The sequence below is a fragment of the Streptomyces sp. NBC_00454 genome, from assembly GCF_041434015.1.
Classification (GTDB): domain Bacteria; phylum Actinomycetota; class Actinomycetes; order Streptomycetales; family Streptomycetaceae; genus Streptomyces.
The window spans coordinates 927765-951425 of record NZ_CP107907.1 but is presented as its reverse complement, the minus strand read 5'-3'; the positions used below and the strand labels follow the sequence as shown (position 1 = coordinate 951425).

At 72.3% G+C, this 23661-nt stretch carries 20 protein-coding genes; 8 read left to right on the top strand and 12 right to left on the bottom strand.

Annotated features, from left to right (window positions below):
* Window positions 1–15 precede the first annotated feature (15 nt).
* Window positions 16–396 carry a DUF742 domain-containing protein gene (locus OHU74_RS04400; protein WP_371614670.1) on the top strand — a complete coding sequence of 127 codons (381 nt, stop codon included), beginning with the start codon at window positions 16–18 and terminating at the stop codon, window positions 394–396.
* Window positions 396–1052: an ATP/GTP-binding protein gene (locus OHU74_RS04395; RefSeq protein WP_371614669.1), complete on the top strand. Its 657-nt coding sequence runs from the start codon at window positions 396–398 to the stop codon at window positions 1050–1052. Before OHU74_RS04400 ends, OHU74_RS04395 begins: the two co-directional genes overlap by 1 nt.
* Before the next feature lie 44 nt (window positions 1053–1096).
* Here OHU74_RS04395 and OHU74_RS04390 read toward each other — a convergent pair whose 3' ends face one another.
* Window positions 1097–1525, bottom strand: coding sequence for a PPOX class F420-dependent oxidoreductase (locus tag OHU74_RS04390; RefSeq protein WP_330295114.1), 429 nt, complete (start codon window positions 1523–1525; stop codon window positions 1097–1099).
* Window positions 1526–1632: 107 nt separating this feature from the next.
* Between OHU74_RS04390 and OHU74_RS04385 the strand changes: the two genes are divergently transcribed.
* Together OHU74_RS04385 and OHU74_RS04380 are read left to right on the top strand one after the other, a co-directional pair.
* Complete coding sequence (locus OHU74_RS04385) at window positions 1633–2031, top strand: roadblock/LC7 domain-containing protein (RefSeq protein WP_112449847.1); 399 nt, start codon at window positions 1633–1635, stop codon at window positions 2029–2031.
* 127 nt (window positions 2032–2158) lie between these two features.
* Window positions 2159–2953 carry a DUF6397 family protein gene (locus tag OHU74_RS04380; RefSeq protein ID WP_371614668.1) on the top strand — a complete coding sequence of 265 codons (795 nt, stop codon included), beginning with the start codon at window positions 2159–2161 and terminating at the stop codon, window positions 2951–2953.
* Here the strand turns inward: OHU74_RS04380 and OHU74_RS04375 are convergent.
* The 3 genes from OHU74_RS04375 to OHU74_RS04365 form a co-directional block, all read right to left on the bottom strand.
* The gene (locus OHU74_RS04375; protein ID WP_371614667.1) at window positions 2917–3318 is read right to left on the bottom strand and encodes a YchJ family protein; all 402 of its coding nucleotides are present in this window, start codon (window positions 3316–3318) and stop codon (window positions 2917–2919) included. The genes OHU74_RS04380 and OHU74_RS04375 overlap by 37 nt on opposite strands.
* Window positions 3319–3349: 31 nt before the next feature.
* Entirely contained in the window at window positions 3350–4249 is a 900-nt protein-coding gene (locus OHU74_RS04370) for an acyl-CoA thioesterase II (protein WP_330295111.1), read from the bottom strand.
* Window positions 4250–4337: 88 nt separating this feature from the next.
* Window positions 4338–6860, bottom strand: a complete 2523-nt coding sequence (locus OHU74_RS04365) for a DEAD/DEAH box helicase (protein WP_371614666.1) — start codon at window positions 6858–6860, stop codon at window positions 4338–4340.
* 145 nt (window positions 6861–7005) lie between these two features.
* On the opposite strand from OHU74_RS04365, the gene OHU74_RS04360 reads away from it, so the two are divergent.
* Window positions 7006–7797, top strand: a complete 792-nt coding sequence (locus OHU74_RS04360; protein WP_330295109.1) for a metal-dependent hydrolase — start codon at window positions 7006–7008, stop codon at window positions 7795–7797.
* A 100-nt stretch (window positions 7798–7897) separates the two neighbouring features.
* Here OHU74_RS04360 and OHU74_RS04355 read toward each other — a convergent pair whose 3' ends face one another.
* From OHU74_RS04355 to OHU74_RS04340, 4 genes are all read right to left on the bottom strand, one after another.
* Complete coding sequence (locus OHU74_RS04355) at window positions 7898–9679, bottom strand: ABC transporter ATP-binding protein (RefSeq protein WP_371614665.1); 1782 nt, start codon at window positions 9677–9679, stop codon at window positions 7898–7900.
* Window positions 9676–11514, bottom strand: a complete 1839-nt coding sequence (locus OHU74_RS04350; protein ID WP_371614664.1) for an ABC transporter ATP-binding protein — start codon at window positions 11512–11514, stop codon at window positions 9676–9678. Before OHU74_RS04350 ends, OHU74_RS04355 begins: the two co-directional genes overlap by 4 nt.
* 144 nt (window positions 11515–11658) lie before the next feature.
* Complete coding sequence (locus OHU74_RS04345; RefSeq protein ID WP_371614663.1) at window positions 11659–14595, bottom strand: FAD-binding and (Fe-S)-binding domain-containing protein; 2937 nt, start codon at window positions 14593–14595, stop codon at window positions 11659–11661.
* 74 nt (window positions 14596–14669) lie between these two features.
* The gene (locus tag OHU74_RS04340; RefSeq protein WP_371614662.1) at window positions 14670–15197 is read right to left on the bottom strand and encodes a MarR family winged helix-turn-helix transcriptional regulator; all 528 of its coding nucleotides are present in this window, start codon (window positions 15195–15197) and stop codon (window positions 14670–14672) included.
* Between the two features lie 107 nt (window positions 15198–15304).
* On the opposite strand from OHU74_RS04340, the gene OHU74_RS04335 reads away from it, so the two are divergent.
* A complete protein-coding gene (locus tag OHU74_RS04335) occupies window positions 15305–17212 on the top strand; it encodes an ABC transporter ATP-binding protein (protein WP_371614661.1) in 1908 nt (635 codons plus the stop codon).
* 63 nt (window positions 17213–17275) lie between these two features.
* On the top strand, window positions 17276–18115 hold the full coding sequence (gene mltG, locus OHU74_RS04330; RefSeq protein ID WP_371614660.1) for an endolytic transglycosylase MltG: 840 nt from the start codon (window positions 17276–17278) through the stop codon (window positions 18113–18115).
* A gap of 21 nt (window positions 18116–18136) precedes the next feature.
* Here mltG and OHU74_RS04325 read toward each other — a convergent pair whose 3' ends face one another.
* The 4 genes from OHU74_RS04325 to OHU74_RS04310 all read right to left on the bottom strand — a co-directional run bounded on the left by OHU74_RS04325 (window position 18137) and on the right by OHU74_RS04310 (window position 21973).
* Window positions 18137–19222 (bottom strand): FAD-dependent oxidoreductase, encoded by a 1086-nt coding sequence (locus tag OHU74_RS04325; protein ID WP_371614659.1) that lies wholly within the window; start codon window positions 19220–19222, stop codon window positions 18137–18139.
* Window positions 19223–19295: 73 nt separating this feature from the next.
* The gene (locus OHU74_RS04320) at window positions 19296–20657 is read right to left on the bottom strand and encodes a cytochrome P450 (protein ID WP_371614658.1); all 1362 of its coding nucleotides are present in this window, start codon (window positions 20655–20657) and stop codon (window positions 19296–19298) included.
* A 107-nt stretch (window positions 20658–20764) separates the two neighbouring features.
* A complete protein-coding gene (locus tag OHU74_RS04315; RefSeq protein ID WP_371614657.1) occupies window positions 20765–21442 on the bottom strand; it encodes an HAD family hydrolase in 678 nt (225 codons plus the stop codon).
* A 51-nt stretch (window positions 21443–21493) separates the two neighbouring features.
* Window positions 21494–21973, bottom strand: coding sequence for an Lrp/AsnC family transcriptional regulator (locus OHU74_RS04310; protein ID WP_371614656.1), 480 nt, complete (start codon window positions 21971–21973; stop codon window positions 21494–21496).
* A gap of 145 nt (window positions 21974–22118) precedes the next feature.
* Here OHU74_RS04310 and OHU74_RS04305 point away from each other — a divergent pair, with 145 nt between their 5' ends.
* Window positions 22119–23489, top strand: a complete 1371-nt coding sequence (locus OHU74_RS04305) for a deoxyribodipyrimidine photo-lyase (protein WP_371614655.1) — start codon at window positions 22119–22121, stop codon at window positions 23487–23489.
* Window positions 23490–23661: the final 172 nt, after the last annotated feature.

Below are 23661 nucleotides of genomic sequence, written 5' to 3'. Positions count from 1 at the left end.
GCGGCGGTCCGGAGCATGAACGGCCAGTGGTACGACGCCGACGCGGGCCCGCTCGTCCGTCCGTACGCCATGACCGGCGGGCGTACGAAGCCGGGGCCGCACGGGGTCCGGTTCGACCTGATCGCCCTGGTCGTCGTGGATCCGGCGGGGACGGACGAGGCGGCCGAGTCTCTGCTGGAGCCCGAACACCGGGCACTGCTCGGCCTGTGCCGGGACGAGACCCAGTCGGTGGCGGAGCTCGCGGCGGACGCGGACCTGCCCGTGGGCGTGGTGCGGGTGCTGCTCGGGGACCTGCTGGAGGCCGGACACGTCAAGGTCAGCCGGCCGGTGCCTCCGGCGCAGCTGCCGGACGAGCGGATTCTGCGTGAAGTCATCGAGGGATTGCGAGCGCTGTGATGGGACTGCACGACAACGCGGGCGCCGGAGCGGGAGTCGGGGGCGGAGCGGGTGCCGAAGACGGCGAGCTGGCCGCGCTCGCGCTGAAGATACTCGTGGCGGGCGGCTTCGGGGTGGGCAAGACCACCCTGGTCGGTTCGGTCAGCGAGATCCGGCCGCTGCGGACGGAGGAACTGCTCAGCGAGGCGGGGGAACTGGTCGACGACACGGGCGGGGTCGACCAGAAGACGACGACGACCGTGGCCATGGACTTCGGCCGGATCACCATCCGGTCGGGGCTCTCGCTGTACCTGTTCGGGACGCCGGGGCAGGACCGGTTCTGGTTCCTGTGGGACGAGCTGTCGCAGGGCGCGCTGGGAGCGGTGGTGCTGGCGGACACGCGCAGGCTCGAGGACTGCTTCCCTGCGGTGGACTACTTCGAGCACCGGCGGATCCCGTTCGTGGTCGCCGTCAACTGCTTCACGAACGCGCGGCGGTACGCCTCGAACGAGGTGGCGCGGGCGCTGGACCTGGATCAGGGGACGCCGGTGGTGCTGTGCGACGCGCGGGACAAGGACTCGGGGAAGGAAGTGCTGATCCGGCTGGTGGAGTACGCGGGGCGGGTGCACACGGCCCGGCTGCTGGAGTCGGTGGAGCCGCAGGCCGATTCGGTGTGAGGCGGACCGGCCCGCGGGCACGCGTGTCAGTCGGTTCAGTCGGTTCAGTCGGTGATCCCGTTCACGGTGATCACCTTCTCGATTCCGACGCGGACGAGGAGCTCACCGGGAACGGCGTTGCGGCGGCCGAAGGCCTCGCCCTGCTCCTCTCCCATGTACCGGGCGCCGATCCGGGAGGCCCACGGGAGCATCTCGTCCAGGTCCTCGCTGATCTCGGCGCGGCCCTGGAGCACGACGTAGGAGTACGGGGGCCGGTCGTCGTCCACACAGAGCGCGACCCGGCCGTCGCGGGCCAGATTGCGCCCCTTGACGGTGTCCTTTCCGGTGTTGAACACGAAGGAATCACCGTCGAGAACGAACCAGATGGGAGCGATGTGGGGGCTTCCGTCCGCGCGGACGGTGGACAGTTTTCCGGTGCGAGTGGAGTGGGAGACGAACGCCCGCCATTCCTCTTGAGTCATCTTCTTCACCATGCGTCCATCCTCCTTGCCGGAAAGCCGCTGGTGGGGAAGGCTGGCGGCACGAGTTGTGAGGGGTGGGGCGCGGCCGGGCCGGGCGCGTCGACGGGGAGGGACTGAATATGGCTCTGGACAAGCAACTGGACTGGTTGCTCGATGATTTGACCCGCCGGGTCCAGCAGGTCCGGCATGCGGTGGTGCTCTCCAACGACGGCCTGGTGACGGGTGCGAGTGCGGGCCTCGCGCGGGAGGACGCGGAGCACCTGGCGGCCGTCGCGGCGGGGCTGCAGAGCCTGGCGAAGGGCTCGGGGCGGCATTTCCGGGCGGGCGAGGTGCGCCAGACGATGGTCGAGTACGACGAGGGGGTCCTCTTCGTGATGGCGGCGGGGGCGGGCAGCTGCCTGTGCGTCCTGAGCGCCGCCGAGGCCGACATCGGTCACGTCGCATACGAGATGACGCTGCTGGTGAACCGGGTGGGGGAGCACCTGGGGGTCGCGGAGCGGCGGATCACGGGGGGCTGACCGGGGCTGGCCCTGGGCTGACCGGCGCTGACCTGCGCTTTTCTGGATATCCACAGCCCCAGCGGGATGTCGTCGCGCTGAGTTACGTTCTTCACACACAGTAATCACTTCTGGTGGGGAGAGCGTGATGACGAAGACGATCGTGCGCGGGGAAGCGGTGGAGGGGCTCGTGGGCGGCGGGCGGGCCGCGGAGGAACTGGGGCTGAGCCGGAGCGAGTTCGCCCGCGCCGTACAGCTGGGCATCGTGCGTGCCGGTCCGCCGGGACCCGGCGGTGCCGCCCGCTTCACCCGGACCGAGCTAGGCCGGGTCCGGTCGGTCGAGGGACCGCCGGACACGCTGCGCGGGCTCGTGGAGACGGTGGCGGGAGCGGAAGCGGCGGCCGCCGCCCTGGGAGTCGGCCCGAGCAGGTTCACCCGGCTCGCGCGCTGCGGGCACGTCACCCCGGTGGGGTACCGGATCAACCGGTACCGGGTGGTGGTCTGGCTCTATCTGACCGCGGAGCTACGGGACTTCGCGGCCGCCAGGCCCGGGATGCTGCGCGGGAGCGCCCCGCCGGCGGACCGGGAGCTGATGGCGGCCAAGGCCGACCTGCGGCCCCGGAAGTGGCGGGAGCGGCACGTCGGGCTGCTGCTGAGACGGACCGCCGACCCCTGGGAGCGGGCGGCCGTACTGGCCTCCGTGCTCCCGGAATCCGATGTGTGCGGGACCGTACCCGACCCCGCCGAGCGGATCCTGCTCGCGGGGCTCGCCCCACCCGCGCCCTATGGGCATCCGCAGCTCCCGGCGGCCGCCGCCGTGGCGGCCCGGCTGCTGGTGGCGGAGGATCCGGACGAGATCCTCTGGTACCGCACCAGCCTGGACTTCGCGCTGACCGGAGCCCGGGGTCAGTCGAAGTCGACGGGGGAGAGGGGGCCGACGTAGACCCAGGCTCCGGCCTCGCGCGAGAAGCTGCTGTGCTCGTGCAGTGAGCCGGTGTGCCGGCCCTCGCGGTAGTGCGCCCGGAACTCCACCGAGCCCTCCGTCTCGAACATCCCGCCGCGCTCGGTGGCCAGGATCTCCAGTCGCTCCCAGCGCTGCCCGGGGTCCAGCTCGAGGCTGCCCGGCCGGGTCGAGGGGTGCCAGGAGCGCAGCAGGTAGGCGGTGTCGCCGACGGCGAAGGCACTGAAGCGGGAACGCATCAGCAGTTCGGCGGTGGGCGCCTGCCGCTCGCCGGAGTGGAAGCGGCCGCAGCACTCCGGGTAGGCGGCGGGCAGCCCGCAGGGGCAGGGCAGGGCCGGGGTGGGCATGGGTGCACTCAGTTCTTCGGGGAGGGGCGGACTACTGGGGCGACACGGGCGGCTTGGACGCCTTGGCGCCGTACGGGCGGAAGAGGCCTTCCTGGACCACCGAGACCAGGAGCCGGCCTTCGAGGTCATAGATCCGGCCGCGGGCCAGGCCCCGGCCGCCGTGCGCGATGGGTGACTCCTGGTCGTACAGGAACCACTCGTCCGCCCGGAACGGCCGGTGGAACCACATGGCGTGGTCGAGGGAGGCCATGTCGAAACCGCGCATGCCCCACAGCGGTTCCACGGGGATGCGCACGGCATCGAGGAGGGTCATGTCACTGGCGTAGGTGAGGGCGCAGGTGTGCACGAGCGGGTCGTCGCCCAGCGGGCCGACGGCGCGCATCCACACCGCGCTGCGCGGATCGGCGCCCTTGAGCTCCTCGGGGGTCCAGCGGAGCCGGTCCACGTACCGGATGTCGAAGGGCTGGCGGCGGGCCATCCGCTCCAGTGCCTCCGGCAGCGCGCCCAGGTGTTCGCGGATCTCGTCCACGACCTTCGGGAGCGTGTCCGGGTGCGGGAAATGGCGAGGGCGCAGCTGGTGCTCGATGCTGCCCTCCTCCGGCTGATGGAAGGAAGCGGTCAGATTGAAGATGGTCTTGCCCTGCTGGACCGCGGTGACCCGGCGGGTGGTGAAGGAGCGCCCGTCGCGCACCCGCTCCACCTGGTACACGATCGGCACCCCGGGGATGCCGGGGCGCAGGAAGTACGAGTGGAGGGAGTGGACCGGCCGGTCGCCCTCGGTGGTGCGGCCGGCCGCCACCAGAGCCTGCCCGGCGACCTGGCCGCCGAACACGCGCTGGAGGGACTCCTGGGGGCTCGCGCCCCGGAAGATGTTGACCTCGATCTGCTCCAGGTCGAGCAGATCGACCAGCCTCTCGGCGGGGTTCGTCATCAGAGGATCTCCACTGTCGGGGCCGGCGCCCGTGGTGGCGCCGGTTCGGTTGCGGTTGTGGGTCCCCCCGGACGGAACCCGGGGGAGGTCAGAGCTGGCCGAGCTCGCCGACCGAGGTGACGCGGATGACGGCCCGGCCCTCCTCGTCGGACGCCGCGAGGTCGACCTCGGCGCTGATGCCCCAGCCATGGTCCCCGTTGGGGTCCGCGAAGGTCTGGCGGACGCGCCACAGGCCGTGCGCCGGGTCCTCCTCGATCTGGAGCAGCTTGGGGCCGCGCGCGTCGGGGCCGGTACCGAGGTCCTCGTACTCGTCCCAGTAGCCGTCCAGGGCGTCGCCCCAGGCGTCGGCGTCCCAGCCGGACTCGCCGTCCAGCTCGCCCAGCACATTGACGTGGTCCAGGGCGGCCAGCTCCACCCGGCGGAACATGGCGTTGCGGACCAGGACGCGGAAGGCGCGGGAGTTCGCCGTGACCGGCTTGACCTGGTCGGCCTTCTCCTGGGCCTGCTCCGCCGTCTCCACCTCCGGGTTCGCCAGCTGCTCCCACTCGTCGAGCAGGCTGGAGTCGACCTGGCGGACCAGCTCGCCGAGCCAGGCGATCAGGTCCTGGAGGTCCTCGGACTTGAGGTCGTCGGGGATGGTGTGGTCCAGCGCCTTGTACGCGCTCGCCAGATAGCGCAGCACGATGCCCTCGGTGCGGGCGAGTTCGTAGTACGAGGTGAATTCGGTGAAGGTCATCGCGCGTTCGTACATGTCGCGGATGATCGACTTCGGGGAGACCGGGTGGTCGCGGACCCACGGGTGGCTCTTGCTGTACACGCCGTAGGCGTGCAGGAGCAGCTCTTCGAGGGGCTTGGGATAGGTGATCTCCTGGAGCCGCTCCATGCGCTCCTCGTACTCGACCCCGTCGGCCTTCATCGCGCCCACGGCCATGCCGCGTTCCTTGTTCTGCTGGGCGGCGAGGATCTGGCGCGGGTCGTCCAGCGTGGACTCGACGACCGAGACCATGTCCAGTGCGTAGGAGGGGGACTCCGGGTCCAGCAGATCGAAGGAGGCCAGTGCGAAGGTGGACAGCGGCTGGTTGAGCGCGAAGTCCTGCTGGAGGTCGACGGTCAGCCGGATCGAGCGGCCCTCGGCGTCGGGGGTGTCGAGCTTCTCGACCACCCCGCCGTCGAGCAGCGAGCGGTAGATCGCGATGGCCCGGCGGATGTGCCGCAGCTGCGCCTTGCGCGGCTCGTGGTTGTCCTCCAGCAGGTGGCGCATCGCCTTGAAGGCGTCGCCGGGCCGGGCGATGACCGACAGGAGCATGATGTTGGTGACCTTGAAGCGCGAGGTCAGGGCCTCCGGGTCGGCGGCGATCAGCTTCTCGAAGGTCGTGTCCGACCAGGCGACGAAGCCCTCGGGGGCCTTCTTGCGGACCACCTTGCGGCGCTTCTTCGGATCGTCGCCCGCCTTCGCCAGGGCCTTCTCGTTCTCGATGACGTGCTCGGGCGCCTGGGCCACCACGTAGCCCGCCGTGTCGAAGCCGGCCCGGCCGGCGCGGCCGGCGATCTGGTGGAACTCGCGGGCGCGCAGCGTGCGGACCCGGGTGCCGTCGTACTTGGTCAGCGCGGTGAACAGCACCGTGCGGATCGGGACGTTGACGCCGACGCCCAGGGTGTCGGTACCGCAGATGACCTTCAGCAGGCCGGCCTGGGCCAGCTTCTCCACCAGGCGGCGGTACTTGGGCAGCATGCCCGCGTGGTGCACGCCGATGCCGTGGCGGACGTAACGGGAGAGGTTCTGGCCGAACTTGGTGGTGAAGCGGAAGTTGCCGATCAGGTCGGCGATCTTGTCCTTCTCCTCGCGCGTGCACATGTTGATGCTCATCAGCGACTGCGCCCGCTCGACCGCCTGGGCCTGGGTGAAGTGCACGATGTAGACCGGCGCCTGCCGCGTCTCCAGCAGCTCGGTGATGGTGTCGGTGATCGGCGTCGTGACGTACTCGTACGACAGCGGGACGGGCCGGGTCGCGGAGCGGACCATCGAGGTGGGCCGGCCCGTGCGCCGGGTCAGGTCCTCCTCGAACCGCTTCATGTCGCCGAGCGTCGCCGACATCAGGATGAACTGCGCCTGCGGCAGTTCCAGCAGCGGGATCTGCCAGGCCCAGCCTCGGTCCGGCTCCGCGTAGAAGTGGAATTCGTCCATCACGACCTGGCCGATGTCGGCGTACTTGCCGTCGCGCAGGGCGATCGAGGCCAGCACCTCGGCGGTACAGCAGATCACCGGGGCGTCCGAGTTCACCGAGGCGTCGCCGGTCAGCATGCCGACGTTCTCGGTGCCGAAGAGCTTGCACAGGTCGAAGAACTTCTCCGAGACCAGGGCCTTGATCGGAGCGGTGTAGAAGGTGACCTTGTCCTGGGCCAGCGCCGTGAAGTGGGCGCCCGCCGCGACCAGGCTCTTGCCGGAGCCGGTCGGGGTGGAAAGGATCACGTTCGCGCCGGTGACCACCTCCATCAGCGCCTCCTCCTGAGCCGGGTACAGGGTGATGCCCTGGTCCTCCGCCCACGAGGAGAAAGCCTCGAAGAGGGCGTCGGGGTCGGCGTTCGGCGGGAGCTGATCAATGAGGGTCACACCCCCCATCTTGCCTGGCTTCCCCCCGGATGAGGGAACCGGCGGACGGAAGGAAGATCATCAGCGGTACGCTGTGCCGTCGATACGGCCCGAGCGACACCGTCAACAGGGCCCGACCAGCACACAAACGGGGCGGGGAACGACCATGATGGGTCCGGCGCACTCACTGTCGGGGGCAGCGGCCTGGCTGGGGGTGGGCGCGGCGGCAGCCGCCGCCGGGCACCCGATGCCCTGGCCCGTCCTCGTCGTCGGAGCCCTCATCTGCGCCGGAGCCGCCCTGGCCCCGGACCTCGACCACAAGTCGGCGACGATCTCCCGCGCCTTCGGCCCGCTCTCCCGGGGCCTGTGCGAGGTGGTCGACAAGATCTCCTACGGGGTCTACAAAGCCACCCGGGCCCCCCGCGACGCCCGCCGCACCGGCGGCCACCGCACCCTGACCCACACCTGGGTCTGGGCCGTCCTGATCGGCGCCGGAGCCTCCGCGCTCGCCGTCACCGCCGACCGCTGGGGCGTGCTCTTCCTCCTCTTCGTCCACCTGGTCCTCGCCGTCGAAGGCCTGCTGTGGCGGGCCGCCCGGATGTCCAGCGACGTCCTGGTCTGGCTGCTCGGCGCGACCAGCGCCTGGATACTGGCCGGGGTGCTCGACCAGCCCGGCAACGGCTCCGGCTGGCTCTTCACCGGCCCCGGCCAGGAGTACCTGTGGCTCGGGCTGCCCATCGTGCTGGGCGCCCTGGTCCACGACATCGGCGACGCCCTGACCGTCTCCGGTTGCCCGGTCCTGTGGCCGATCCCCATCGCGGGCAAGCGTTGGTACCCGATCGGCCCGCCGAAGATGATGCGCTTCCGCGCCGGCAGCTGGGTGGAGCTCAAGGTCCTCATGCCGGTCTTCATGCTCCTCGGCGGAGTCGGCGGCGCCTCGGCCCTCGGCTTCTTCTAGCCCCGCTTCTTCCAGTCCGGTCGAGCGCCCGGCCCGCTGCCCGAAACCCGAACGCCCCTGACAGCCGTGGCCGTCAGGGGCGTTCGGGCGGGCGGGCCGGTTACCCGTGCCAGGAGCGCCACAGGGCCGCGTACGGGCCGTCGGCCGCGACCAGGGCGTCGTGCGAGCCGAGCTCGCTGATCCGGCCGTCCTCGACCACCGCGATCACGTCCGCGTCGTGCGCGGTGTGCAGCCGGTGCGCGATCGCGATCACCGTGCGGCCGTCCAGCACCCGGGCCAGCGAGCGCTCCAGGTGCCGGGCCGCGCGCGGGTCCAGCAGCGAGGTCGCCTCGTCCAGTACCAGCGTGTGCGGGTCCGCCAGCACCAGCCGGGCCAGCGCGATCTGCTGCGCCTGCGCCGGGGTCAGCGCCGTGCCTCCGGAACCGACCTCGGTGTCCAGGCCGGCCTCCAGCGCCCGCGCCCAGCCGTCCGCGTCCACCGAGCCGAGGGCCTCCCACAGCTCGGTGTCGGCGGCCCCGGTGCGTGCCAGGCGCAGGTTGTCGCGCAGCGAGCCCACGAAGACGTGGTGTTCCTGGTTGACCAGGGCCACGTGCTCGCGCACCCGCTCCGCCTGCATCCGCGACAGCCGGGCCCCGCCGAGGGTGATCTCGCCGGTCCGGGGTGCGTAGATGCCCGCGAGCAGCCGGCCCAGCGTGGACTTGCCCGCACCGGAGGGCCCGACCAGGGCCATCCGGGTGCCCGGCGGCACCGACATCGACACCTGATGCAGGACGTCGACGCCCTCGCGGTAGCCGAAGTGGACCTCGTCCGCGCGGACGTCACGGCCGTCCGGGGAGACAGCCGCGTCTCCCGCGTCCGGCTCGATCTCCCGTACGCCCACCAGCCGGGCCAGCGAGACCTGGGCGATTTGCAGCTCGTCGTACCAGCGCAGGATCAGGCCGATCGGGTCGACCATCATCTGCGCGAGCAGCGCGCCCGTGGTCAGCTGCCCCACCGACATCCAGCCCTGGATCACGCAGTACCCGCCGATCAGCAGCACCGCGCCGAGGATCGTCACGTACGTGACGTTGATGACGGGGAAGAGGACCGTCCGCAGGAACAGCGTGTACCGCTCCCAGGCCGTCCACTCCTTGATCCGCCGCTCCGACAGCTCGATCCGGCGCGCGCCGAGGCGGTGCGCCTCGATGGTGCGGCCCGCGTCCACCGTCTCGGTGAGCACGGCCGCGACCGCCGCGTACCCGGCCGCCTCCGAGCGGTAGGCCCGGGGCGCCCGCTTGAAGTACCAGCGGCAGCCGATCACCAGCACGGGCAGCGACACCAGCGCGGCCAGCGCCAGCGGCGGCGCGGTCACGGCGAGCGCCCCGTAGAGCAGCCCCGCCCAGACGACGCCGATGGCGAGCTGAGGCACGGCCTCGCGCATGGCGTTGGCCAGCCGGTCGATGTCGGTGGTGATCCGCGACAGCAGGTCGCCGGTTCCGGCGCGTTCCAGCACGCCCGGCGGCAGACCCACCGAGCGGACGAGGAAGTCCTCGCGCAGATCGGCCAGCATCTCCTCGCCGAGCATCGCACCGCGCAGCCGGACCATCCGGACGAACAGGGTCTGGACGATCAGAGCCAGCGCGAACAGCAGTCCCACGCGCCCCAGATGCAGTTCGCGCGCCCCTGCGGTGAGCTGGTCCACCACCTGGCCCAGCAGGTACGGGCCCACCATGGAGGCGATCACCGCGACGGTGTTGACCGCCACCAGGGCCACGAAGGCCCGGCGGTGGCGGCGGAACAGGCCGCGCACGTAGCCCCGTACGGTCTCCGACGTGCCCACGGGCAGGGTCGCGGCCGTTTCGGGGGCCGCCGGATCGTATTGCGGCGGCGCCACGCCGATCATGCGGATTCCTCGATCTCTGTGAGTACGGTGTCCGGCCGTCCGGCCTTCAGCTGCGCGAGCCGTTGTTCGTCCTCGGTCTCGCGGGTGACGACCGCGCGGTAGCGCGGTTCGCCGTGCAGCAGTTCGCGGTGGGTGCCGCTCGCGGCCACCGCGCCCTCGTGGATCAGTACGACCCGGTCGGCGTGGTCCAGCAGCAGCGGCGAGGACGCCAGTACCACCGTCGTGCGCCCGGCGCGCAGTTCCGCGATCCCGGCCGCGATCCGCGCCTCGGTGTGCGAGTCGACCGCCGAGGTCGGCTCGTCCAGCACCAGTACCTCCGGATCGGTGACCAGCGACCGCGCCAGCGCGAGCCGCTGACGCTGCCCGCCGGACAGGGACCGGCCGCGCTCGGTGATCCGGGCGTCCATCGGGTCGTCCACCCCGTCCGGGGCGGACTGCAGCAGCGCGTCCAGCACGTCTGTGCACTGGGCCGCCGCCAGCGCCGCGCGCGGCTCGACCGTCCCGGAAGCCGGTACGTCGAACAGTTCGCGCAGCGTTCCGGACAGCAGCACCGGATCCTTGTCCTGTACGAGGACCAGTGTGCGCGCGGTGTCCAGCGCGAGCTCGTCCAGCGCGACCCCGCCCAGCAGGACGGAGGGGCCGGAGCAGTCGTCCATCGGGTGGCCGCCGAGGCGTTCGGCCAGCCGGCCCGCCAGGTCGGGGTCCCCGCACACCACGGCGGTGAACCGGCCCGCCGGGGCCAGCAGTCCGGTCTCCGGGTCGTACAGGTCGCCACCGGGGGCGGGAGCCTGTGCCTGTGCCTTCGTCCCGGCGGAGGCCTCGGCCTCGGCCTCGGCTTCCGTCCGGGTCAGCGACAGCACCCGGGCGGCCCGCTTGGCGGAGGGGCGCGAGAAGGAGTACGCCATCGCGATCTCCTCGAAGTGCCGCAGCGGATACAGCATGGTCGCCACCGCGCTGAAGGCCGCGACGAGTTCGCCGACCGCGAGCCGGCCGTCCAACACGAGCGCGGAGCCGTACCAGACGACCGTGATCAGCAGGATGCCCGGCAGCAGCACCTGGATCGCGGAGATCAGGGCCCACATCCTGGCACTGCGCACGGCCGCCTTGCGGACCTCCTGCGAGGCCTCGCGGTAGCGGCTGAGGAAGAGTTCCTCCCCGCCGATGCCGCGCAGCACGCGCAGGCCCGCCACGGTGTCGGAGGCCAGCTCGGTGGCCTTGCCCGCCTTCTCCCGCTGCACGTCGGCGCGCTGGGTGGCGCGCGGCAGCAGCGGCAGGACGGCCAGTGCGAGCACCGGCATGCCGATGGCGACCACCACACCGATGGCGGGGGCGTAGAAGAGCAGCGCCACGCAGCCGATGAGGAGGGTGAGAGCGGCGGCGAGGAAGCGGGAGACCGCCTCGACGAACCAGCCGATCTTCTCCACGTCGCCCGTGGACACGGCCACCACCTCGCCCGCCGCGACCCGCCGGGTCAGGGCGGCGCCCAGCTCGGCGGTCTTGCGCGCCAGCAGTTGCTGGACCCGCGCGGCGGCGGTGATCCAGTTGGTGACGGCGGTCCGGTGCAGCATGGAGTCGCCGAGCGCGATCGCGACGCCGAGCAGAGCGATCAGGCCACCGACCCACAGCAGCCGGGTGCCGTCGCGGTCGACGACGGCGTCGACACCCAGGCCCACCGCGTACGGCAGACCGGCGACACCGCAGAAGTGGAGCATTCCCCAGCTCAGGCTTTTGGCCTGTCCGCCGAGTTGGCCGCGCCCCAGCCACCAGAGGAACCGGGGGCCGGAGCGAGCGTCGGGTACCCCTGGGTCCGGATACGGTAGATCGCTGATCTGCATGACGCCCCATGACTGGTCGAGAGTTCCAAACCGTGCAAGGTTCGCGTTCCGGACCGGGTCGGGGCAATCGATTTTGCGTTGGCCAAAGCTTCGGCCGGTGAGGATTGCGGCCTCAAGCGCTCAAAGCCTCACGGCTCCAAGGCCTCAAGGGCGAGTGGCGCGCTCCAGTTCCAGCAGGGCCGAGTAGTAGCTCCGGCCGGTGGCCCGGTCCATGCCCACCTCGCACATCCGGTTCGCCGACAGGTGCGCGTCGAACTCCCGCGCCGTCACCTCGGCCGCCTCGCGCGCCGTCGCCGACTCCGTCAGCTCGGGGTGCAGCATTCCGCGGTCGCCGGCGAAGGCGCAGCACCCCGCGTCGTACGGGACGACCACCTCGTCCGCACAGGCCTCGGCCACCGCCCGCAGCTGCGCCTCGTCGTCCAAGTGCCGCATCGAACAGGTGGGGTGGAGCACCGCGGACCCGATCGTGCGCCGGATCTCCAGGCGCGGGAGCAGTTCCTCGGCCGCCCAGACGATGGAGTCGACGATCCGGAGCTCGGCGTGGAGCGCCCGGTTGTCGTCCGTGAGGTACGGGACCACCTCGTGCGAGATGCCCAGGGTGCAGGAGGACGCGTCGACCACGAGCGGCAGCCGGCCACCGGCCGTCCAGCCCCAGGCGGCCTCGACGATCCGGTTGGCCATCACCCGGTTGCCGGCCTCGTACCCCTTGGAGTGCCAGATCGTCGCGCAGCACGTGCCTGTCACGTCCCGGGGGATCCACACCGGCTTCCCGGCGCGCTCCGAGACCGCAACCACGGCCTCCGGGAGGGAGGGGCCGGGGCGGCCGTCGGGGCCGCCGAAGATCCGGTTGACGCAGGCCGGGTAGTACACGGCGGCGGCGCCGACCCGCCGGGTCGCGGGCAGCTTCCGGGCGGCGGCGCCGGGAATCTGCGGCAGCCACTCCGGGATCAGGTCCGGGCGTACGGCTCTGCGCGCGAGCCCCGTCACGGCCTCCAGCACGCGGTCCCCGACGGTGTCGGTGATCTTGTCGGCGGCGGCCACGGCCAGCCGGGCCGCGGCCTCGACCGCCCGGAACCGCTGGGCGGCCAGCGCGGCGGCGCGCTCCTCGCGCGGGCTGTGGCGGCGGTGGCGGAAGTCCTTCATCAGGGCGCCGGTGTCGATGCCCACGGGGCAGGCGAGTTTGCAGGTGGAGTCACCGGCGCAGGTGTCCACGGCGTCGTAGCCGTAGGAGTCGAGGAGTCCGCCCAGGACGGGGGAACCGGGCTGCTGGCGCATCATCTCCCGGCGCAGCACGATCCGCTGGCGCGGAGTGGTCGTCAGGTCCTCGCTGGGGCAGGTCGGTTCGCAGAACCCGCACTCGATGCAGGGATCGGCCACGGCCTCCACCTGGGGAATCGTCTTCAGGCCGCGCAGGTGTGCCTTCGGGTCGCGGTCGAGGAGGATCCGCGGCGCGAGCACCAGGTCCGGGTCGAGCACCCGCTTGGTGCGCCACATCATCTCCGTGGCCCGGGGCCCCCACTCCAGTTCGAGGAAGGGGGCCATGTTGCGGCCGGTGGAGTGCTCGGCCTTCAGGGAGCCGTCGAAGCGCTCCACGGTGAGCCGGCAGAAGGCGTCCATGAAGGCGGCGTACCGCTCGACGTCGGCCGGTTTGGCGGCGTCGAAGGCGAGGAGGAAGTGCAGGTTGCCGTGGGCGGCGTGACCGGCGACGGCGGCGTCGAAACCGTGCTCCGCCTGGAGCTCGAGCAGGGCCTCGCAGGCCTCGGCCAGCCGGGACGGGGGGACCGCGAAGTCCTCGGTGATCAGGGTGGTGCCGGAGGCGCGGGCCCCGCCGACGGCGGTGACGAAGGCCTTGCGGGCCTTCCAGTAGCCGGAGATGGTCTTCGCGTCGCGGGTGAAGGCATTGGTCACCGAGGCCACCGGCGCGACCAGGTCCAGCCCGGCCAGCACTCCGGCGGCGCGCCGCTCGTACTCCGCGCGGCCGGCTTCGTCCGGGGCACGGAACTCCACGAGCAGGGCGGTGGTGTCCTTGGGCAGCTCCGCCCAGTCGGCGGGCACGCCCTCCACGGCCACCGAGGCGCGCAGGGTGTTGCCGTCCATCAGCTCGACGGCGATCGCCCCGGCCTCGTTGAAGAGCGGTACGGCGGCGGCCGCGGCGGGCAGCGAGGGGAAGAACAGCAGCGCACTGGTGAGCTCGCGGTCCAGCGGCAGGGTGTCGAAGACGACCTCGGAGATGAAGCCCAGGGTGCCTTCGGAGCCGACCATCAGCCCGCGCAGGATCTGCACCGGCGTGGAGCCGTCGAGGTAGGCGTCGAGCCGGTAGCCGGTGGTGTTCTTGATCTCGTACTTGGCCCGGATGCGGGCGACGAGCTCCGGGTCGGCCTCGATCTCCTTCTTGATCTCCATCAGCCCGTGGCACAGGGCCGGCTCGGCGTGGGCGAGCTCCTCGTCGGCGAGCGGATCGGCGGTGTCGACCACGGTGCCGGTCGGCAGGACGAAGGTGAGGGAGGCCAGGGTGCGGTACGAGTTCCTCGTGGTCCCCGCGGTCATGCCGGAGGCGTTGTTCGCGACGACCCCGCCGAGGGTGCACGCGATGGCGCTGGCCGGGTCGGGTCCGAGGACGCGGCCGTGGCGGGCGAGGGCGGCATTGGCCCGCAGGACGGTGGTGCCCGGCTGGATCCGGGCGCGGCGGCCCCCGTCCAGCACCTCGACGCCGGCCCAGTGGCGGCGTACGTCGACCAGGATGTCCTCGCCCTGGGCCTGGCCGTTGAGCGAGGTGCCCGCGGCGCGGAAGACGACCTCGCGCTGCTTGCCGTGGGCGTAGGACAGGACGGCGGAGACGTCGTCGATGTCCTCGGCGACCACCACGACCTGGGGCACGAACCGGTACGGGGAGGCGTCCGAGGCGTAGCGGACCAGGTCGGAGATCTTCCAGAGGACCTTGTCCGCGCCCAGCAGCTCGGTCAGGTCGTGGCGCAGCGTCTCCGGGGTCCCGGTCGCCCGCCGGTCGGGCACACGGTCGGGGGCGGGGGCGCTGATGCTCCGCGGCCGCAGGGCCCCCGGCTTCGGTTCCAGCAGCGGCATGCGCAACCCCTCAACTCGCTCGGCTCACTCGTTCGGCGCAGTCGCGGCCTTCTCCCGGCCGGCCCGCCGCCTGGTCAGCAGTGCAGCTCCGGCGGGGCGTCCGCCAGGGCGTTCAGCAGGCCGCCGAGCACCTCGCGCTGATCGGCGGTCAATGGAGCCAGGATCTCCTCTGCGGCGTCGGTTCGCGCGTTGCGCAGCCGGCGCAGCGTGGCGCGGCCGCTGTCGGTGAGCTCGATCCTTATGACGCGGCGGTTCGACGGGTCGGGGACGCGGCGCACGCGGTCGGCGGCCTCCAGACCGTCGACCAGTGTGGTCACGGCGCGGGGCACGACCTCCAGGCGGGCGGCGAGGTCCGCCATCCGGGGCGGCTGGCCGGCGGAGAGATGGGCGACCGTGCGCAGCAACCGGGACTGTGCCGGGGTGATGCCGAGCGGCTCCAGATGGCGCTTCTGGATGCGGTGGAGCCGCCGGGTCAGGCGCAGGAGCTGCTCGGCGAGCACGCTGTCGGTGCTGTCGGCACGCTCGGCGGACTCGGTGGGCTCGGCACGCTCGGCACGCTCGGCGGGCTCGGTCTCGCGCTCGGTCTCGGAAGCGGTACTCATGCTGCGGTCCTCATAATGGGAACAGTATCAGGACCAGATTCATTGTGAGTATAGGTAACAATGAGCTATGCTCATTCGAGTCCGGTCAGCTGTCATGAAGGAGGCCCATGCGCCCCAAGGAACCCGAGTGGACGCCCTCGAAAGAATCCCTCGACCCCAGTGGTCCCACCCCGGCCGAGCGGCCGCGCGAGCTGCGCCGCATCGCCGGCCTGTTCCGGCCCTACCGCGGCCGCCTCGGCGTCGTCGCCGTACTCGTCGCCGCGTCCTCGCTGGTCGGCGTGGCTTCGCCGTTCCTGCTCAAGGCGATCCTCGACACCGCGATCCCGCAGGGCCGCACCGGGCTGCTCAGCCTGCTCGCCCTCGGCATGATCGCCACCGCCGTGGTGACCAGCATCTTCGGCGTGCTGCAGACCCTGATATCCACGACGGTCGGCCAGCGGGTCATGCACGACCTGCGCACCGCCGTCTACGCGCAGCTCCAGCGGATGCCGCTGGCCTTCTTCACCCGCACCCGCACCGGCGAGGTGCAGTCCCGCATCGCCAATGACATCGGCGGCATGCAGGCCACGGTCACCTCCACGGCGACCTCCCTCGTCTCCAACGCCACGGCCGTCATCGCCTCCGTCGTCGCGATGCTCGCGCTCGACTGGCGGCTCACGATCGTCTCGCTGCTCCTGCTGCCCGTCTTCGTGTGGATCAGCCGCCGCGTCGGCAGCGAGCGCAAGAAGATCACCGCGCAGCGCCAGAAGCAGATGGCCACGATGGCCGCGACGGTTACCGAGTCCCTTTCGGTGAGCGGCATCCTGCTCGGCCGCACGATGGGCCGCGCCGACTCGCTCACCACCTCCTTCGCCGAGGAGTCCGAGAAGCTCGTCGACCTCGAAGTGCGTTCCAGCATGGCCGGGCGCTGGCGGATGTCCACCATCGGCATCGTCATGGCCGCCATGCCCGCGCTCATCTACTGGGCGGCCGGCATAGCCCTGCAGACGGGTGCGCCCTCGCTTTCGGTCGGCACCCTGGTCGCCTTCGTCACCCTCCAGCAGGGCCTGTTCCGGCCCGCGGTGAGCCTGCTGTCGACCGGCGTCCAGATACAGACCTCCCTCGCGCTGTTCGCCCGCATCTTCGAGTACCTCGACCTGCCGGTGGACATCACCGAGCGCGAGGACCCCGTCCGCCTCGACCGCGCCAAGGGCGAGGTCCGGCTGGAGGACGTCCACTTCGAGTACGACGCCAAGAGCGGCCCGACGCTGACGGGCATCGACATCACCGTCCCGGCCGGCGGCTCCCTCGCGGTGGTGGGTCCGACAGGATCCGGCAAGAGCACGCTGAGCTATCTCGTGCCCCGGCTCTACGACGTCACCGGCGGCCGCGTAGCCCTCGACGGGGTCGATGTGCGCGACCTCGATTTCGACTCGCTGGCCCGCTCCATCGGCGTGGTCTCCCAGGAGACCTACCTCTTCCATGCCTCCGTCGCCGACAATCTGCGGTTCGCCAAGCCGGACGCCACCGACGAGGAGATCGCCGAGGCGGCCCGTGCGGCCCAGATCCACGAGCACATCGAGTCCCTGCCCGACGGCTACGACACGTTGGTCGGCGAGCGCGGGTACCGGTTCTCCGGCGGCGAGAAGCAGCGCCTGGCGATCGCCCGCACCATCCTGCGCGACCCGCCGGTCCTGATCCTCGACGAGGCCACCAGCGCCCTGGACACCCGCACCGAGCACGCCGTTCAGCGGGCCATCGACAACCTCTCGCAGGGTCGCACCACCATCACCATCGCCCACCGCCTCTCCACCGTCCGCGACGCCGACCAGATCGTGGTGCTCGACGCGGGCCGGATCGCCGAGCGGGGGACCCACGAGGAACTGCTGGCGGCCGACGGCCGGTACGCGGCACTGGTCCGGCGGGACCGGGAGGCCGCGCTCAAGCCGGAGACCCTCACCGCGGACGGGCTCAAGCGGGGTGCGCTCAAGCCGGAGCCCCTGCGCGGGACCGAAGCCGCCCCTGTAAATGTGTGATCGTATGACCGGAACACGGGCGAGATGTCATAAATCTGACACTTCGCGGGTTAGCGTTTCCGTATGCGTCAAGAGAACCGGCCGCCACCAACGCGCCGTTCCCGGCTGACCCGCCGGGGTCGGCTGGCGCTCTTCCTCGCTACGCTCGTGGGACTCGGGACGGCCGTTCTGATCCCGCTGGTGCCCGGTGAGGAAGCGCCCGAGAAACCGCGCCAGTTGCTGATCCCCGAGGGCTGGCGGGCCGCGCAGGTCTACGCCGCCATCGACCGCGAGCTGAAGCTGCCGGCCGGCTCCGCCCAGGCCGCCGCCGCGAAGACCGCGCTGCCCCTGCCCGCGGAAGCCAAGGGCAATCCGGAGGGGTACCTCTTCCCGGCCACGTATCCGGTGAATTCCCGGTCCACCCCGGCCACGCTGCTCACGTACATGGTCGAGACGGCCACCAAGAAGCTCGCCACCAAGGCCGTCGCCGACGGCGGCAAGGCCCACGGGATGACCCCGTACCAGACGGCCACCCTCGCCAGCATCATCGAGGCGGAGGCCGACACCCGCGTGGACATGGGCAAGGTCGCCCGGGTGGTGCACAACCGGCTGGCGAAGTCGATGCCGCTCCAGATGGACTCCACCATCAACTACGCGCTGAACCGTGCCACGGTGGACACCAAGCTGAGCGAGACGAAGATCGACAACCCCTTCAACACGTACGAGCGCCAGGGCCTGCCGCCCACGCCGATCGACAGCCCCGGCCTGGATGCCATGGCCGCCGCGGTCGCGCCGCCGCCGGGGGAGTGGCTGTACTTCGTCACCGTGAAGGCGGGCGACACCCGCTTCTCGAAGACGTACGAGGAGCACAAGCGCCACGTGGCCGAGTTCAACCGGCTCCGGTCGGCCTCCAAGAAGACCTGACGGGGACGGGGGCGACACCCCTTAGGAGACGTCGGCCGGGGTGCGCGTGAGCAGCCGGTGGATCTCGCGGACCGCGGAGCCGCCGGCGCGGTTGGCGCCGATGGTCGACGCCGAAGGTCCGTAGCCGACGAGGTGGATCCGCTCGTCGCGGACCGCGCGCGTGCCGTCGAGCCGGATGCCGCCGCCCGGTTCGCGCAGGCGCAGCGGGGCCAGGTGGTCGATGGCCGCGCGGAAGCCGGTGGCCCACAGGATCACGTCCGCCTCCACCCGCCGCCCGTCGGCCCAGGCGGCCCCCCGGGCCGTGAGGTGGTCGAACATGGGGCGGCGCTCCAGCACCCCCGAGGCCAGGCCGCCGCGGACCGCCTCCGTCAGCGCCAGCCCGGTGACGCTGACCACGCTCCGCGGGGGCAGTCCCTGCCTGACCCGGTCCTCGACCAGGGCCACCGCCGCGCGGCCCTCGGCCTCGCCGAAGTCCCCGTCGCGGAACACCGGGGGCCGCCGGGTGACCCAGGTGGTCTCCGCGGCCACCTCGGCGATCTCCAGCAGGTGCTGTACGGCCGAGGTGCCGCCGCCCACCACGATGACCCGGGCTCCGGCGAACTCGCCCGGCCCGGGATAGTTCGCCGTGTGCAGCTGGCGGCCGCGGAAGGTCTCCTGTCCGGGGTAGCGCGGCCAGAACGGCCGGTCCCAGGTTCCGGTGGCGTTGATCAGCGCCCGCGCCGACCAGGCGCCGGACCCGGTCTCCACGAGCAGCCGCCGGTCCGCCGCCCCCTCGCGTACGGCCGTGACGTCCACGGGCCGGCGCACGTGGAGCCCGAAGAGGTCCTCGTACGCGGCGAAGTACTCGGAGATCACCTCGGAGGACGGACGCAGCGGATCGGCCCCGGTGAGCTCCATCCCCGGCAGCGCGTGCATCCCGTGGACCTTGCCGTAGGTGAGCGAGGGCCAGCGGAACTGCCAGGCGCCGCCCGGACGGGGCGCATGGTCCAGGACCACGTGCCCGATGCCCGCCCGCGCCAGGTGGTAGGCACTGGACAGCCCCGCCTGCCCCGCACCGACCACCACCACGTCCACCGCTGCCGCGTCCCGCTCCAAGAAATCGTTCACGGTTCTACCAACCGGGCGCGGCGACGGGATCTTCCCGCGGGTTCCGACGGCCTGCGGAACGCGCGCGCCTCCGTTACGCCCGGCTCGCGCGCAGTGTCGCCGGGACCGGGCCGACCGGCTGGAGGGTGAGGCCCGGGAGGACCTCGGCGCGGGTGGGGCCCGTGTCCAGATGGAAGCGCTGGGCCAGGACGGCCAGGACGAGGGCGGCCTCGACCAGGGCGAATCGGGCGCCCAGGCAGGCGCGGGGGCCGCCGCCGAAGGGGAACCAGGCGTGCTCCGGGACCGGGTGAGGGGCGTCCGCGTCCCAGCGCTCGGGGCGGAAGGCCTCCGGCTCCGGGAACCAGCGCGCGTCCCGGTGCATCGACCAGGGGCTCACCCAGACCGACAGCCCGGCCGGGACCGGTCGTCCGCCGAGCTCCGCGCCCTCCGCGGCCACCGCCGAGATCAGCCAGATCGGCGGATAGATCCGCAGCGCCTCCTTGACCACCTGCTGGGTCCACGGCAGCCGCGCGTAGTCCTCGTAGGTCGGCAGACGGCCGCCGAGCACCCGGTCGAGCTCCTCCGACAGCCGTTCACGGGCCTCGGGCGCCCCCGACAGCAGCTGCCAGGCCCAGGTCAGGGTGGTCGAGGTGGTTTCGTGGCCGCCGATGTAGAGGGTGATCGACTCGTCGCGCAGCTCCGTGCGCGACAGCGGCGCGCCGTTCTCGTCCCGGGCGGCGAGGAGCCGGCTCAGCAGGTCGTCCCGGTCTTCGCCGGCCGCCGAGGCCGCCTCGTGTTCCCGTATGACGTGCTCGATCTCCCGGTCGAGGACGGCCACCGCCGCCCGCATCCGGCGGCGGCCCGGTGTCTGGATCCACGGCGGCAGGAACAGGGTCAACCCCCGGAACTCCGCGCTCAGTTCCCGCTGAGCCGTGGCCATGGCCGCACTGATCGGCTCCTCCCGTCCCGCGGCGTCGCTCCCGAACAGGGTGCGTACCGCGATCCGTTGGGTGAGTCCGGCCATTTCCCTGTGCACGTCGATCCGCTCGCCCCCGCGCCAGCCGGAGGCCAGTGCGTCGGCGCATTCCACCATCGTGGCCGCGTACGAGCGCACTTGGCGCGGGCGCACCGACGGCTGGACCAGCGCCCGCTTGCGCCGCCAGTCGTCGCCGGTGGCGACGACCACCCCGTTGCCGAGCAACTGGCGGAAGGCCCAGCCCAGTTCGGTCGGCCTGAAGGTGGACTCGACGGCGCCCAGCAGCTCACCCGCGTGCTCGGGCCGAGAGACCAGCACATTGCGCTGAGGGCCGAGCGCCCACGGCACCCAGTCGCCGTACTCGTCGCGCAGCGACTCGAAGAAGGCCAGCGGGTCGCGGGCGAAGGCGGGGAGGTTCCCCACCAGGGGCCACCGGCGCGGTCCGCGCTCGGCGCCCTGGGGCAGCAGTGTGGCGCTCACCCGGGCATGGTGACAGCGCCGCCCCCAAGGCGCCAGGGGTCGGAGGCCGGGCTCGGATCGGGCTCGGGCCGGGCTCGGATCGGGCTCGGGTCGAGCCCGGCCCGGGTTCAGGCGGCCAGGCGCTCGGTGAACCACGCGTAGGCGGTGTCCGCGCTGAACTCCCGCTGTCCGGAAGGGAAGAGCAGCCCGGCCTCCGCGAACGCCGGGTCGTCGGCGGTGGCCGCCACGTACGGGATCGCCACGCAGTCCATGCCCGCCGCCCGGGCGGCCAGGGCGCCCGGCGCCGCGTCCTCGACGACCACGCAGTCGGCTGGCTCCGCGCCCAGGCGCCGCGCCGCCTCCAGGAACACGTCGGGGGCGGGCTTGCCCTGCGCCACCTCCTCGGCGGAGACCACCGTGGTCAGCAGCGCGTCCAGCCCGGTACCGGCCAGGACCGCGTCGATCGCCTCGAGCGAGGACCCGGAGGCCACCGCCATCGGGACGCCGTCGGCGTGCAGCCGCTCCACGAAGGTGCGCATCTGCGGGTAGGCCTCGGTGTGCGTGCGGGCGAGCTCCAGGTAGGCGGCGTTCTGCTCGGCGAGCAGCTGCTCCACGGGGGTCCGGATCGCGTACCGGTCCCGGAGGATCTCCAGGGTCTCCAGCGTGCCGATGCCGATGTACTGGGAGTGCTCCTCCCACGTGAAACCGGGCACGCCGTGCCGCTCCAGGGTGCGGCGCCCGGACTCGTAGTAGTTCGGCTCGCTGTCCACGAGGGTGCCGTCGAGATCGAATATGACGGAGATCATGCGGTGTGCCCGTCCTGCCTGTACGGTCCTGTACCTGTCCGTACCATCTTGTCAGGATTTGACTGCGGCCCGGCCCACGGATTCGACCAGCGGCAGCAGCCGGTGCGGCACCCGCTCGCGCAGGGCCACCTCGGTCCGGGTGCGGACCACGCCGGGGAGGCGGATCAGCTGCTGGATCACGTCCTCCAGATGCGCGTTGTCCCGGGCGGCCACTCGGGTCAGCAGGTCCCCGCCGCCGGTGATGGAGAAGGCCTCGATGATCTCGGGTACGGAGGCCAGCGCGTCGCCGACCTCGTCCAGGTGCCCCTGGGTGACCTCGATGTGCACGAAGGCCAGGACCGGATGTCCGAGTGCGGCGGGGGACAGCACGGGCCCGGTCCCGGTGATCACCCCGGTGCGCTCCAGCCTGTCGAGCCGGGCCTGGAGGGTGCCGCGCGCGACTCCCAGGATCCGGGCGTACTCGCGGATGCTGGTGCGCGGCTGCTCGATCAGCAGGCGCAGGATCCGTGTGTCGAGCTCGTCCACCGCCATGCCGCGACTGTACCAACGGGGCGCCCGGAGCCTGCCCGGGCTCGAGCGGCGCTGCCGGCGCATCCGGGAGGGGGCCCGCGCCGAAGTAACCCACGACAGGCACTCTCCCCGCCCCACCCACCCACCCCACACGGAGCCAACCCCCATGAACCTTGCGGTGGTCCTCTACACCTCCGACCTGCGGTTGCACGACCATCCACCGCTGCGCGCAGCCCTGTCCTCCTCGGAACAGGTGGTCCCGCTCTTCGTCCGCGACCCCGCGGTCGCCGCGCCGCCCAACCGACTCGCCTTCCTCGCCGACTGCCTCGCCGACCTCGACGACGGGCTGCGCGCCCGCGGCGGCCGCCTCGTCGTCCGCTCGGGGGACCCCGTGGCCGAGACCGTCTCCCTCGTACGGGAGGCCGACGCCGACGAGGTGCACATGGCGGGCGGCGTCAGCGCGTACGCGCACGCCCGCGAAGACCGGTTGCGCGCCGCCCTCGAAGCCGAGGGCCGGCGGCTCCACGTCCACGACTCCGTGATCACCGCCCTGGCCCCCGGGGCCGTCCTGCCCGCCGGGTCCGACCACTTCGCCGTCTTCACCCCGTACCACCGCCGCTGGACGGAGCAGCCCCTGCGCGCCACCGCCCCCGCGCCCCGCGGCGGCGTCCGGGTCCCCGACGCCGTCCGCTCCGATCCGCTGCCCGAGCGCGCCGCCGTCACCGGCACCTCCCCGGGACTGGCCCGCGGCGGCGAGGGCGAGGCCCGCAGGCTGCTCGCCCGCTGGCTGCGCTCCGGCCTCGACGGGTACCCGCAGAACCACGACGACCTGGCCGGCGACGCCACCTCCCGGCTCTCCCCGCATCTGCACTTCGGCACGCTCTCGCCCACGGAAGCCGTCCACCGGGCCCGCGCCGCCGGGGGCCCGGGCGCGGAGGCCTTCGTACGGCAGCTGTGCTGGCGCGACTTCCACCACCAGGTGCTCGCCGCCCGGCCGGCGGCCGCCACCCGGGACTACCGTGCGCGCGGGGACCGCTGGCGTACCGGACCAGCCGCAGAGGAGGAGATCCGGGCCTGGAAGGAGGGCCGGACCGGCTACCCGGTGGTCGACGCGGCCATGCGCCAACTGGCCCACGAAGGCTGGATGCACAACCGCGGGCGGCTCCTGACGGCGAGCTTCCTCACCAAGACCCTCTACGTGGACTGGCGCGTCGGCGCCCGCCACTTCATGGACCTGCTCGTCGACGGGGACCTCGCCAACAACCAGCTCAACTGGCAGTGGGTGGCGGGCACGGGCACCGACACCCGCCCCAACCGGGTCCTCAACCCGGTCCGCCAGGGCCTGCGTCACGACCCCGACGGCGGCTACGTGCACCGCTGGATCCCCGAGCTCGCGGGACTCCCCGCGCCGCGCGTGCACGAGCCGTGGCGGCTGCCCGCGCCGGAACGGGCCCGCTACGACTACCCCGACCCGGTGGTAGAACTCGCCGACGGGCTCGACCGCTTCCGCCGCGGCCGCGAGGAGGGCGCCGGGTGACGGCCCGCCGCCCCGCCGCCCCGCACGGTGGAGCGGTGGAGCCCGAACCCCCGAAGCCCCCGCTCCGGCCACCGGCGCCGTCGCCCGGCACCTCGGTGTCCAGTGCTGTGACCGGAAAGGTTCACCGGGTCGCGAGGACGGCCGCCGCCGGCGCTGGACCCCCGGGCGGGCC